This is a genomic window from Nannocystis pusilla (assembly GCF_026626665.1).
Lineage (GTDB): Bacteria > Myxococcota_A > Polyangia > Nannocystales > Nannocystaceae > Nannocystis > Nannocystis pusilla.
Genome location: NZ_JAPNKE010000002.1, coordinates 9,553,423 through 9,565,630, shown reverse-complemented (window position 1 = coordinate 9,565,630; position 12,208 = coordinate 9,553,423). Strand labels below are relative to the sequence as shown.

Annotated in this window: 11 protein-coding genes and 1 pseudogene; 6 read left to right on the top strand and 6 right to left on the bottom strand. The window is 73.4% G+C overall.

Going from position 1 to position 12,208, the window contains the following annotated elements; translation table 11 throughout:
- Positions 1-477: 477 nt before the first annotated feature.
- From OV079_RS42300 to OV079_RS42290, 3 genes are read right to left on the bottom strand one after another with little or no spacing between them, the layout of a single operon-like run.
- On the bottom strand, positions 478-1,167 hold the full coding sequence (locus tag OV079_RS42300) for a hypothetical protein (RefSeq protein WP_267775409.1): 690 nt from the start codon (positions 1,165-1,167) through the stop codon (positions 478-480).
- Complete coding sequence (gene aroC / locus OV079_RS42295; RefSeq protein WP_267775408.1) at positions 1,164-2,276, bottom strand: chorismate synthase; 1,113 nt, start codon at positions 2,274-2,276, stop codon at positions 1,164-1,166. Before aroC ends, OV079_RS42300 begins: the two co-directional genes overlap by 4 nt.
- Entirely contained in the window at positions 2,273-3,160 is an 888-nt protein-coding gene (locus OV079_RS42290; protein ID WP_267775407.1) for an alpha/beta fold hydrolase, read from the bottom strand. Before OV079_RS42290 ends, aroC begins: the two co-directional genes overlap by 4 nt.
- A 146-nt stretch (positions 3,161-3,306) precedes the next feature.
- On the opposite strand from OV079_RS42290, the gene OV079_RS42285 reads away from it, so the two are divergent.
- The 4 genes and pseudogenes from OV079_RS42285 (at position 3,307) to OV079_RS42275 (ending at position 4,970) form a co-directional block, all read left to right on the top strand.
- The gene (locus OV079_RS42285; protein WP_267705259.1) at positions 3,307-3,537 is read left to right on the top strand and encodes a SlyX family protein; all 231 of its coding nucleotides are present in this window, start codon (positions 3,307-3,309) and stop codon (positions 3,535-3,537) included.
- A 3-nt stretch (positions 3,538-3,540) separates the two neighbouring features.
- Positions 3,541-3,732, top strand: a pseudogene (locus tag OV079_RS59520) (DUF6597 domain-containing transcriptional factor); the annotation flags it as partial.
- A 58-nt stretch (positions 3,733-3,790) separates the two neighbouring features.
- Positions 3,791-4,279 carry a helix-turn-helix transcriptional regulator gene (locus tag OV079_RS42280; protein WP_267775406.1) on the top strand — a complete coding sequence of 163 codons (489 nt, stop codon included), beginning with the start codon at positions 3,791-3,793 and terminating at the stop codon, positions 4,277-4,279.
- A gap of 310 nt (positions 4,280-4,589) precedes the next feature.
- On the top strand, positions 4,590-4,970 hold the full coding sequence (locus OV079_RS42275) for a VOC family protein (RefSeq protein WP_267775404.1): 381 nt from the start codon (positions 4,590-4,592) through the stop codon (positions 4,968-4,970).
- A gap of 281 nt (positions 4,971-5,251) precedes the next feature.
- Here OV079_RS42275 and OV079_RS42270 read toward each other — a convergent pair whose 3' ends face one another.
- The 3 genes from OV079_RS42270 to OV079_RS42260 all read right to left on the bottom strand — a co-directional run bounded on the left by OV079_RS42270 (position 5,252) and on the right by OV079_RS42260 (position 8,401).
- Entirely contained in the window at positions 5,252-6,667 is a 1,416-nt protein-coding gene (locus OV079_RS42270; protein ID WP_267775403.1) for a carboxypeptidase-like regulatory domain-containing protein, read from the bottom strand.
- A gap of 139 nt (positions 6,668-6,806) precedes the next feature.
- Positions 6,807-7,634 carry a PAS domain-containing protein gene (locus tag OV079_RS42265; protein ID WP_267775402.1) on the bottom strand — a complete coding sequence of 276 codons (828 nt, stop codon included), beginning with the start codon at positions 7,632-7,634 and terminating at the stop codon, positions 6,807-6,809.
- A 605-nt stretch (positions 7,635-8,239) separates the two neighbouring features.
- Positions 8,240-8,401 (bottom strand): hypothetical protein, encoded by a 162-nt coding sequence (locus OV079_RS42260; protein WP_267775401.1) that lies wholly within the window; start codon positions 8,399-8,401, stop codon positions 8,240-8,242.
- 139 nt (positions 8,402-8,540) lie between these two features.
- Between OV079_RS42260 and OV079_RS42255 the strand changes: the two genes are divergently transcribed.
- Positions 8,541-11,429, top strand: coding sequence for a WD40 repeat domain-containing serine/threonine protein kinase (locus OV079_RS42255; protein WP_267775399.1), 2,889 nt, complete (start codon positions 8,541-8,543; stop codon positions 11,427-11,429).
- Positions 11,333-12,058 (top strand): hypothetical protein, encoded by a 726-nt coding sequence (locus tag OV079_RS42250; RefSeq protein WP_267775398.1) that lies wholly within the window; start codon positions 11,333-11,335, stop codon positions 12,056-12,058. Before OV079_RS42255 ends, OV079_RS42250 begins: the two co-directional genes overlap by 97 nt.
- Positions 12,059-12,208 lie beyond the last annotated feature (150 nt).

Sequence of the window (12,208 nt, the reverse complement as noted above, 5' to 3'; positions counted from 1 at the left end):
CTGATAAAGGTTTGTCCATGCGTCAAGGCGTGAAACTATGATTTGATAGGCAAAAATGGGACATGTTCTAGCATTTTCGCTCGCAACCGCGCGTTTGCGAACAAACCTTGGACGCCCACATCCGTGGAAGCCTTCGATCTTCTCTGATCCACATCGCTGCCTCGGGCCAGCGGGAGCGGCCAGCGCGGTTCAGTCCGGCCGGCGCCGCTCTGCGCAATCCCGACATTCGCCCGACCGCACCGACCGTCATGAACGCCTCCGATGCTCGGAGCCTCGCCAGCGCGACGCTCATCCCGGTCCCACGAATGCGCTCGGCGACCTCGCTCGTGACACTGCAGCTTCGTGCCGACGCGCAGCGCCGGCGAGCCCGCCGCGGGGACCTGCGCCGGGCGGGGCTTCTTCGGCCACGAGCACTTCTACCGCCCCGGTCGAACCTCGCCCCGACCGCCGCGATTCACTCGCGCCCCGACCGCCGCGTCAGCCCATGAAGCGCAGCGGGTCGTCGGGCCGCTCCGCCTGGCTGCGCAACGCTCCCTTGCGCTGCGACGCGATCGCCACGCGGGCCCGGTCGACCAGGCTCGCGGGCACGCGATCGGAGAGCTTCCCGGTGAGCACCACCCCGCCGGTCAGCAGGTCGCGGCTCACTCGCTGCACCGCCGAGAACTGCAGCCGCTGCGGCTCCCCGCGGCGGGGCACCTCGAGGATCGCCGTGTCGGTGACGAGGATCGCCCGCTGGCTGAACTGCTCGCGCACCAGCCACAGCAGCATCGGCGACAGCAGCACCGCGATCGGCCGCCACAGATCGGCGAACGGCTGGTCCCAGAACTCCGGCGCCAGCAGGCTGGCCACCAGCAGCACCGCCGCGCTGATGCCCCCGATCCACGCCAGCGGCCGCAGGTCGTAGCCCGCCTTCGCGTCCCACCACACCAGCGCCTCGCCCATCCGCAGGTGCCGCGCGATCTCCAGCGGCGCCGTCCCGGGCGACTGCGGGGCTCCGGGCGCCAGCACACGTGGCCCTCCGGGCATGTCCATGAAGACAGGTTCGCCCGTCACCGCCTCCGGCGGCGCGTCGATCACCATCGGCCCTGGCGGCAACGCCGGCCGCGCCTCGCCCCCGGAGACCACGCGGAACGCCCGCCGGCGCGCCTCGGGGGACTCGTCCGTCATCGCCGCAGCCCGTCCATCGTCGCCAGGCGGGCGCGCAGCATGTGGTCGCACAGGACCAGCGCCGCCATCGCCTCGACCATCGGCACCGCCCGCGGCAGCACGCACGGGTCGTGGCGCCCGCGGGCCTGGAAGGTCACCGCCTCGCCGGCGCGGCTCACCGTCTGCTGCGGCTGGAAGATCGTCGCCACCGGCTTGAACGCCACGGCCAGGCGGATCGCCTCGCCGTTGCTGATCCCGCCCTGGATCCCGCCCGAGTGATTGGTGGTGGTCCGGATCTGCCCGCTCTCCGCGTCTTTGACGAAGGGGTCGTTGTGCTGCGAGCCGCGCAGCTTCGTCGCCGCGAAGCCGTCGCCGACCTCGAAGCCGCGGCTGGCCGGCAGGCTCATCATCGCCTTGGCCAGGTCGGCGGTCAGCTTGTCGAACACCGGCGCGCCCCAGCCCGCCGGCACCCCGCGCACCACGCAGCGGACCACCCCGCCGACCGTGTCGCCCTGCTTGCGCGCCGCCTCGATCACCGCCGTCATGGCCTCTGCGACATGTCCCTCGGGACAGCGCACCGCGCTGGCGTCGACCTGCGCGCGCGTCAGCGTCGCCTCGTCGATCGTCGGCAGCTCGACGTCGCCGACGGCCGCCACCCACGCCACGATCTCGACCCCGTGCAGCGCCTGCAGCAGGTCCTCCGCCAGCGTCCCCGCCGCGACCCGGCCCACCGTCTCGCGCGCCGACGCCCGCCCGCCGCCGGCCACCGCGCGCAGGCCGTAGCGGGCGTCGTAGGTGTAGTCCGCGTGCGACGGCCGGTACAGCGCCGCCAGGTCGTCGTAGTGGTGGCTGCGGGCGTCGCTGTTGCCGACCATCATCATGATCGGCGTGCCGAGGGTGCGCCCCGTCTCGGGGTCGAGGCCGCTGTAGACCTGGACCGCGTCGGCCTCCTGGCGGGCCGACGTCAGCTTGCCCTGGCCCGGGCGCCGGCGCGCCATCTGCTCGGCGATGCGCGCGTGCGGGAACGGGTGGCCGGCCGGGCAGCCGTCGACGACGACCCCGAGCCCGCCGCCGTGCGACTCGCCGAAGGTCGTGACCCGAAAGACATGGCCGAAAGTGTTGCCGCTCATAATGCCTCGAGGAACATGTCCTTCATGCCATGTGTTTCAGGCCAGGAACTCGAGCACGAGCGCGCGCCAGCGCTCGGCCGCCTCGATGGCGACGGTGTGGCCGACGTCGGGCAGCACCTCGGCGCGGGCCCGGGCCGGGAAGGCCGCCGCCAGCGCGTCGAGCTCGCCGGCGGGCGCCAGGCGGTCGAGCGCCCCGGCCAGCAGCAGCGTCGGCGCCTGCACCCGCGGCGCCGCTGGAGCGGCGCCCACGGCGAGTCCGCGCCGTCGTCCAGGGTCTGCGTGAACAAAGCCGAGATCCCCGCGTACGTGTTGCGCTGGACCGTCGCCTTGACGAACGCCTCGAGCACCGCCTCGTTGGCCTCGAGGTAGCGCGGCCCGAGAGTGTCGCCGAGGCTGATCCACGCCAGCGCCTCGAGGTCGCCGGTCCGGAGCGCCTCGCGCCAGGCGCGGACGATCACGCGACCGAGCGCGCCGCGGCCGGCGCTGACGCCCGAGAGCACCAGCCGGCGCACCCGCTCGGGCCGCTCCGCCGCGATCGCCAGGGCGATCCGCCCGCCGAACGAGAAGCCGCACAGGTCGACTTGCCCGGCCACGCCGAGCGCGTCGAGCAGGCGCTCGAAGTCCTCGACGTGGACCGGCGGCGTCACGTCGCGCAGGTCGAGCCGCGTCTGCCCCTGCCCGCGCGCCTCGTACACGATCACCGGCCGCTGCCCCGACAGCGGCCGCACCTGCCCGCCCCAGCTCGACAGCGTCTGCGTCATGCCGCCGAGGATCACGAGCGGCGGCGCCGTGCCGCCGTCCGGCCCGGGGCGCCGGTCGACCCGCACCTGGCCGACCATCCCCGCACCGGCCACGGGATCGAGGATGTCGATGAACTCGGGCACGCGCGCTCCGAGCCTAAGGCCCCGCGCCGGGGGATTCAACCCGCCCGCCGCCGCGTTCGCCGCGACGCGCCAGGCCCTCGTCCAGGCGCGCGGGCGGACCCGTCCCCGCTTGCACGCGCCGCGCGCCCCGCGTATCCCGAGGGCCCGTGCCCGCCACCGACGCCGACATCGCCAGGCTCGAACAGCGAATCACCGAGCTCGAGGTCAAGCTCGCGTTCCAGGAGCGCACCATCGACGACCTCGACGCCGTCCTGCGCCGCTTCACCACCAAGGTCGAGGTGCTCGAGCGCGAGCTCTCGCGCGTCCGCGGCGACCTCGCGGACGGCCCGCCCAGCACCGCCGACGTGCTCGCCGCGCTCGACGACGAGGTCGAGTAGCCGGTGTACCGCGAGCACCCGGCCCCGCGCGAGCTCGCCGACGTCGTCGACGCCTTCTGGACCCGCTCGGTCGACGCGCCGCAGGACGGCCGCAGCTACCGCGTGCTGCCCGACGGCTGCATCGACGTGATCGTCCACCTCGTCGGCAGCCCGCGCGTCGAGGTCGTCGGCGCCATGACGCGCGCGCTCGTCGTGCCCGACGGCCCCAGCGAGATCGTCGCGGTCCGCTTCCGCCCGGGGGCCGCGCGCGTGCTTGGCCGGGCCCGCCGACGCGATCACCGACGCGCGCGTCCCCGCCGGCGAACTCGGGCTGCCCGCGGCGCGGCTGCTCGACGTCCTGGCGACGCTGCCCGACAGGGCCGCCCGCGTGCGCCACCTCGCGAGCGTACTGACGCAGCACCGCCGCCATCCCCTCGACCCGCTCGTCCAGCGAGCCGCGCGCGCCCTGGCCCAGGCGCGTCCGCCCAGCGTCGCCGAGCTGGCGGACTCTCTCGGCGTGGCCCGCCAGTCGCTCGCCCGCCGCGTGCGCCAGGCCGTCGGCGTCGGGCCCAAGGAGCTGGCCCGCGCGCTCCGCCTGCAACGCGCCGTCCAGGCCCTGCGCGCCGCCCCCCGCGATCACGCGGCCCTCGCCTGCGAGCTCGGCTACCACGACCAGGCCCACTTCATCCACGAGATGCAGGCCCTCGGCGGCCTGACCCCCGGCGCCTACGCCCGCGCCCTGGCGACCGGGCAAGACGTGTGACCTCGCCTCGTCGCCTGTGCGTCGCGCGAGCAGGTCGAAGCGCTCGTCGTCGCGGGACATGACATGTCCCTTCGGCCAGTTCGCCTCTCCCCGCACGCAGTCTCACACCCGGGGCACATCAGAGCCGCCGCCGGGCCACGGAAGGCTCGCTGAACTCGCCGTCCGTGGCCCATCGGGGCCGCGCGCGGGCTCGACGGACGACATGTCCCTTCGGCCAGCTCGCCGCGCCCCCATTCGCGCGCGCGCGGTCTCACGCCCTGCGCACCATTTTTACAATCCCCGCGCCGTCGCCCGTGGCATGCCTCTGCGCGTGAACTTCACGCGAATCACCCCCGTGCTCGTCGTCGACTCGGTCGAGGCCTGCCTGCCCTTCTGGGTCGACCGCCTCGGCTTCACCCGCACCGCGGAGGTCCCGCACGGCGATCGCCTCGGCTTCGTCATCCTCACCTCCGGCCGCACCGAGGTCATGCTGCAGAGCGTCGCCTCGGTCCGCGACGACATCCCCGGCGCCGCGCCCGGCCCGGGCCGCACGTCCCTGTTCATCGAGGTCGACGACCTCGCCGCCGTCCAGCGCGCCCTCGGCGACTGGCCGCGCCTCGTCGCCCAGCGCGACACCTTTTATAAGATGCGCGAGACGATCGTGCGCGACCCGGCCGGCAACGACATCCTGTTCGCCCAGCGCATCGGCTGAACGCCATGCCCCCAAGGACATGCCCCGGCGAGCATGTCCCGAAGCACACCCGAGAGCAGCACTCGTTCGGCGCGCAGGCGCTGCCGGCCTCCTGCATCGCGCAGAAGGCCCTCACCGCAATCGGCGTCCGGCAGGCGATGAGCGTGCAGTCGTTCGAGGGCGAATCGTACTCTCGCGGCACCGTGGCACCGCGCACGATGGCGCCCGCCAGCCACTGCCGACCGCCGATGAGCGCGCCTTCGTCTGCCGCGGCCCACCGACGATCTGTCCCCGAGGACAGCTCAATGCGGCGGCGGCATCTCGAACGGCCGGCAGCTCGTCAGCTCGCCCAGGTCGCAGCGCGGGCCGTCGGCCGGGCAATCGCCGGCGGGCTTCAGCCAGTGCCCGTGGACCGTGAAGGGGCTGGTGCATTCCTCTTGCCCCGCCGGCGGTCGCACGACGATCGAGTAGTCGCCGAGCGGGACGTCGGCGAAGCGGAACGAGCCGTCGACCGCGGCGGTGGCGGAGCGCGTCGACGGGCCCGCGGGGCAGCGGTCGTCGCCGGCCGGCGACGGGCACAGCTCGACCGCGGCGCCCGCCAGCGGCCTGGCCTGCTTGAAGGTCTTGAGCCGGCCGACGACCTCCCAGGTCTTGCCGGGCCGACCCGACGGCAGCCGCGACGGCCCGGCGCCGATCACCGCGATCTGCGTCACCCTGCCCGAAAGGCCAGGTAGAGAACCGAACGGCCACTCGGCCAGCTTGCGCCCGTCGCCGCCGACCACCCCCAGGCCGACGTCGGTCGCCAGCCACACGCGCCCGGCCCCGTCGACCGTCATCTCCGCGATCCGCGAGCCCGCCAGCGGCTCGCTGGCGACGGTGCACCCCGCGGCCGTCGCGGCCGCCAGCTGCACGGCCGCCTTCCCGTGCTCGGGCGCCGCGACCAGGCCGACCTCGCCCACCGCGCGGCGGACGTTCAACGTGGACGGCCACGCCAGCGCCTGCCAGCTGTCGCCCTCGCGCAAGAACCAGCGCTCGCCGTCGCCGGCGATCACGCGATCGCGGTATGTCCATAGCGAGAGGATGCCGGTCCCGGGCGGCGGCTCGACGGGCTGCCAGTCGCGCCCGACGCCGCGCCACATGCCGTTCCACGAGGCCACCCACACGGCGCCGGCGGCGACCGCCAGGCCCGCGAACTTGTTGTCGTCGTATTTGCCGGCGAACTGCCGCCGGTCCCGCAGCGGCCGCCAGCGCGCCCCGTCGTAATGCACGACCTGCCACTCGATGTCGCTCGTCACCGCCCACACGTCATTGTCGGCGCCGACGATCAAATGCTCGTAGCGCGGCCCGGAGTCGCCGCGGCGCCGATGGACCTTGCGCGTGCGCCCGTCGGGCGTCATCACGTCGACCCCGTCCCAGCCGCTGAGCCACAGCGAACCGTCGGGCCCGGCCGTCATCTCGAGGTCGCCGGCGTCGACGCCCTTGGCCAGCGGCAGCACCGTCGTCACCGCGCCGTCGTCGATGCGCAGCACCCCGACGGCATCGACCAGCACGTACGCCGGCCCCGAGCCGGGCGCGGCGATCGCCGGCTCGGACGCCAGCGGCCGACAGCGCGGCTGCTCGGCCGCCGCGGGCTCGCTCGCCGCCGGAGCCGCCGGCGCGACCGACTGCGGCCCCGCCAGGGCCCCTGCGTCGCCGTCTCGGCCGCCTGCGGGCGACACCCGAGCGCCAGCAACGAGACCAGCGCGCCCCCGACTCGCCTGCTCCGCCCCGTCACGCGCGCGAGCCTACCACGCCGCCCGCGGAGCCGGCGCAGCTCCTCCGGCCCGCGTGACCGCGCTCGCCACGAGCCCGCCCGCCTCACTCGCGCAGGGCGAAGGCGATGCCGCTGGCGAGCGTGGCCAGGGTGGTGACGCCGCTCAGGTCGACGTCGAGGCCGACCAGAGTCTGCGCGACCTCGGGGCTGATGCCGGTCAGCACCACGCGCGCGCCGACCAGCCGGGACGCGCGGGCCGCCTGCACCAGCGCGCGCGCGACCTCGGCGTCCATCATGCGAATGCCGGTGACGTCGAGGATGGCCGTGTGCGCGCGGTGCTCGGCGATCCCGCGCAGCAGATTCTCGACGATCTGCCTGGCGCGCTCGGGGTCGACGACTCCGACCAGCGGCACCGCGAGCACGCCCTCGGCGATCGGCAGCAGCGGCGTCGACAGCTCGCGCAGCGCCTCGCGCTGCGCATCGATCATGCGCTGCTGCTCGAGCTCCTGCTGCTTGCGCTCGGTGATGTCGGTGACGAACCCGCCGATCCCGATCAGCTCCCCGTCGTCGCCGTAGACCGGCAGCTTGACGGTCGAGAAGTGACGCCGGCCCTTCGGCGTCACCACCTCCTCCTCGTAGGCCAGCGGGACCCCGCTCTCCATCACCTTGAGCTCGTCGGCCCGCACCTGCGCGACGAACTCCGGCGGCATGATGACCTCGTCGCCGCGGCCGTACATGTCGGCCAGAGTCTTGTTGCTGTCGCGGCCGAAGGTGCGATTGATGAATGTGTAGCGGAACTCGGTGTCCTTGAGATACACGAGACTGGGCGAGCTGTTCACCAGCGCCATCACCCGCTCGAGCGTCACCTGCGGATCTGGCTCGCTGCGTCCGCCCTCCGCCGCGCGCGCCCCTTCGTCCGATCGGTCAGCCATGGCAATCCCTCCCGGACCTTCAGTCCTACGCGAGCGCGTGCGAGGGGGCAAGCGCGCCGACCGCGAACACGAACACCGATCGGCTTCGGTCGGGCCCTGAGGCGCAATCGCAGCAGCGGCGCGAACTCGCGCCGCGGTCGCCAGCCCTTTCGTACAGGTCACGTAAGACATGCACACCGTCCCGCTGCCTGCAATCAATGTCAGCGGAGAGATCCGGTGATTGATGCAAGAATCGTCGCACCCGCGCGGGAGCGCGCGCCCTGCGGGCGTGAGGTCCGCGAGTGGGTCCTCCCGACAGCCGGTCAGCGCACGCCCGTCGGACGTCGATCGGCCCGCGCGGCCGACCGTCATCGACCGCGAACATGCGTCCGAAGTGATGAAAGCACCGCGCCACGCCGAGGCCGGCGCCCGGGGTAGTTCCCAGCGGGACATGCACCGCGTCTCCGCGCCGCGGACCGATCGGGGCAATCCTGGACGGCCCGTACGGATTCGCGGCAATCCTCTCGACATCCACGGCGCGAAGCGGGACGAACGAACACGAATCTTCTGCACCGTCAATCATGTCCGCTTCGCCATGTCTCCATGGACATGTCCTAAAGAACAGTCTATGCCTCGCGCTGCTCGCCGAGCCAGGCGTCGATGAACTTGAAGTGACCCGCACGCCGCGCCCACGGCGCGAAGCGCGGCGTCGCTGCGGCCAGCCCGGACTGGCGCCGAGGCAATTCGCCGCGGTCCTGATCACGGATCCCGGACGCGGACAGTGCCACGATTCGGCGCCTGGGCCGCCAGCGGCGACCCCGCCCGATCGCGTAGCCTGTGCCCGGGCTTACGCAACGTCGGGGCCGGGTAGCGCGATCGGTGGTGATCGGCAGCACCATCGAAGCGCGCCATATCTGGCGCGACCGCATGAGCCGCGAACATCACGGTGAGGAGACCGCGCCGACCCTCGAGATTCAGTCGAGCGGGCGGCCGGCGTTCGAGCCGCCGGCCCACGGCGACGTGCCGCGGCCGGGCGCGGTGAAGTTCGCCCGCGGCACCCTCATCGACCGCTACGTCCTGCTCGAGCACGTCGGCGCCGGCGCGATGGGCGTCGTCTACGGCGCCTACGACCCCGAGCTCGATCGCAAGATCGCCCTCAAGTTCCTCAAGTCGCACGCCCGCGACCCCAAGGCCCGCGCCCGACTGATCCGCGAGGCCCAGGCGCTGGCCAAGCTGGCCCACCCCAATGTCGTCACCGTCCACGACGTCGGCGCCTTCGACGAGGAGGTGTTCGTGGCCATGGAGTACGTCCACGGCGTCACCTTGCGGCAATGGTTGCACTCGCGCCGGCGCGGCTGGCGAGACATCGTCGCCGTCTTTACCGCCATCGGCCGCGGCCTGGCCGCCGCGCACGACGCCGGCCTCGTCCACCGCGACCTCAAGCCCGAGAACGTCATGATCGGCGTCGACGAGCGCGTGCGCGTGATGGACTTCGGCCTCGCGCGCGCCGCCGGGGGCGAGCCCCGCGAGCGCCTCGTCCCGCCGCTGTGCGATCAGCCGATCGAGCTGACCCGCACCGGCACCCTGCTGGGCACGCCGGCCTATATGGCGCCGGAGCAGTGGGAGGGCCTCGAGGCCGACGCGCGCACGGATCAGTTCGCGTTCTGCGTCGCCATGTGGGAGGCGCTCTACGGCTCGCGGCCGTTCTGCGGCCAGACCCCCTCGGCGCTGCTGCAGGCGATCACCCGCGGCCACATCACCCCGCCGCGCGACGCTCGTCGCGCCCCGCCGTGGCTGCGGCGCCTGCTCGAGCGCGGCCTCGCCGTCGACCCCGCCGCGCGCTGGCCGTCGATGACCGCGCTTCTCGCCGAGCTGACGCGCGACCACCAGGCCCCGCGGCGCCGCCTCGGCGTGCTGTTCCTCGGCATCCTCGCGCTCGTCGTCGCCGCCCTCGCCGCGCGCCGGATCGACGAGCGGCGGGCGGCGGCGGAGGCGGCGAGGATCGCGAGCGAGGAGCGCGCCGCGAAGGCCGACGACGAGCGCGAGGCGGCCAGCTTCGAGGCGCGCAACCGCGAGGTCTGGCGCCTGTCGACCGTCGGCGCCCACGAGCGCGACGCCCTCGGGCTGGCCCTCGAGGCGCTCGCCCCGTTCGCTCCGAGCTTCGACGAGGCCCCGCAGGTCGTCATCGACGCCCTCACCGGGGCCATGCAGGCCATGCTGCCGGTGGCCACGATCCCGACCAAGGAGCGGTCGCCGCGGGCCGTCGAAGTGTCCGACGACGGCACCTTGCTCGCCGTCCAGTTCGCCAGCGACGTCGAGCTGTGGTCCACCGATCCGGTGCGTCGGGTCGCCACGGTCGCCACGGGCGCGGTCAACCACGCGTTCGTGCGGATCAGCCCCGGCAACCGCCACATCGTCGTCCGCGACGACGACAGCTGCACCGTCCATGCGATCGCCGGGGGCGCGCGCAACGTCCAGGTGCCCCGCTGTCACGACCTCGTGTTCGCCCCCGACGACGCGCGCTTCTTCGCCCTGAAGGCCCACACCGCGCCCATCGATCACCACACCTTCACCCTGCTGTTCGACGCCGTCGGCGCTTACCGCAGCGACGACGGCCGGCCGATCTGGTCGATACCGCTGACGGCCCGCGGCGCCGCGCTCGCGCTCCACCCCGACGGCGAGCACCTCGTGCTCGCCACCGACGCCCTCGCGCCCACCTTTCTCTCCGCCGACACCGGCGTCGCCGAGCGCCCGATCGTGTGGCGCGACCTCCCGGCGTGGAACGAGTCGTGGGCCAGCCGGCGCGACCCTGCCTCGCTGGCAGTGTCGCCCGACGGCCGCTACGTCGCCCTCGCCCATCCTTCGGCCGCGGAGGGGGCGCTGGTGTTCGACAGGCACCGCCAGCGCGTCGAGCGGCTGCCTCACCTCGCGCGCACCGTCCTGTTCTCCTCCGACGGCCGGCGCCTCTTGACCGCCAACAACCACGACGAGGACACCATGGTGTTCCACGCCGCCGCCGACCTCGCCGTCGGCGGCTGGGAGCAGGCGCACCGGATCGTCGGCAAGCTTCACGACGCCACCCGCGACGACGAGCTCTTGCTCGTCGGCACCGACCTGCAGCTGTCGGAGACCCCGAACCTGCGCCAGAGCACCCCGCCGATCTCGAGCGTCCACGGCGAGCACCTGTCGACCTCGCGCGGCGGCACTCGCTTCGTCATCCTCTCCTCGGGCGTCACTTTGTGGGAGTCGGCCGACCCGCTCGAGGTGGGGCGCTGGACGCCCCGCTCGGCCAGCAGATCGTGCGATTCGACGAGCGCGAGGTCGCGACGCGCGACGCCGACGGCTTCGTCCGCCTGCACGATCGGCGGGGCGAGCGGCCGCCGCTCGTGCTCGCCGAGCCCGACGCTCCGGGCGAGCGCTCGTCCGCGTGGAGCGTCGACGGCGGGATCTGGCGCGAGCCCGTCGGCAGGACCCGCGGCCGCGGCCTCATCCGCTTCTACGACGAATGGGGCCACCCGCGTTACGCGCGGACCTACCCGCCCGGGGGCGGGCGTCAGACCGTCGCCCTCGCCGCCCGGGCCGCGCGGATCGCCGCCGCCAACCTCGACGGCAGCGTCGACGTCGTCGAGCCGCTCGAGTCGACCCCGCTGTGCAGAATCCCGGGCGACGGCACCCGCGTGCAGGAGGTGCGGATCTCCAGCGAGGGCACCTACGTCGGCGTGCTGTTCGGATCCGGCGCGCTGGCGATCTGGTCGACCCCCGCGTGCGAGCAGGAGCTGCGCGCCTCCCCGTTCGCCATGGCCGATCAGGTCCTAAACAGCCTCATCAGCTTCCTGGGCAGCGAGCTGTTCCTCATTCGCGACGACAATCGCACCAGCGTGTTCGACCCGGAGACCGGCCTCGAGCGATGCCTCGCCATCGACACTTGCCCCGACGGCGAGCGGCACAAGGGCTTCTCGTACATCTCGAGCGACGGGCGCTTCCTCCTGACCTCTTGCCGCTCGCGCGACAACCTCAAGGAGGTCGCGCTGTGGGAGGTCGACTCGGGCACCCGCCTGTCCGACATCGACTTCTCGGCCTACAGCGGCGTCGCCTACAACCCGGCGCCGCGCTCGCCGGGGCTCGAGGACGCGGCCCTCCTGGAGTTCGCGCACTCCGGCGAATTCCTGGTCGCGCGCACGCAGAAGGGCCAGCTGGCGATCCTGAGCGTCCCGGCGCTCGAGGAGCAGCAGCTCCTCCACACCCGCTCGGTCGCCGACGACTTTCGCCTGCGCAGCGACGACCGCTTCATCGACGTCCTCGACGCCGAGAGCGGGGCCATCCACACCTATCCGGTCACCCGCGCCGGCCTCGTCGAAGCCGCCTGTCACGCCCTCGCGCGCACCGACATCGCGCAGCGGGTCACCCCCGTGTGCAGGCGGATCTCCGGCGCCTTCCTCCGTTGATGCGAGGGCCCGGGCGGTCGGGCCGCCGATCGCACGCACGCCTGGGCTCGCCGTCCACTGCCAATGTACAGACCCGCGAATGCTGGCAGCACGAGCCTGCTTTGCGCCACGGCGCCGCGCACGGCGACGCCCGACGGCGGTAATACGGGC

Excerpts from the sequence above, each read along its gene's own strand:
- OV079_RS42300 (WP_267775409.1), bottom strand. The coding sequence starts at position 1,167 with ATGACGGACGAGTCCCCCGAGGCGCGCCGGCGGGCGTTCCGCGTGGTC.
- aroC (WP_267775408.1), bottom strand. The coding sequence starts at position 2,276 with ATGAGCGGCAACACTTTCGGCCATGTCTTTCGGGTCACGACCTTCGGC.
- OV079_RS42265 (WP_267775402.1), bottom strand. The coding sequence starts at position 7,634 with ATGGCTGACCGATCGGACGAAGGGGCGCGCGCGGCGGAGGGCGGACGC.
- OV079_RS42255 (WP_267775399.1), top strand. The coding sequence starts at position 8,541 with ATGAGCCGCGAACATCACGGTGAGGAGACCGCGCCGACCCTCGAGATT.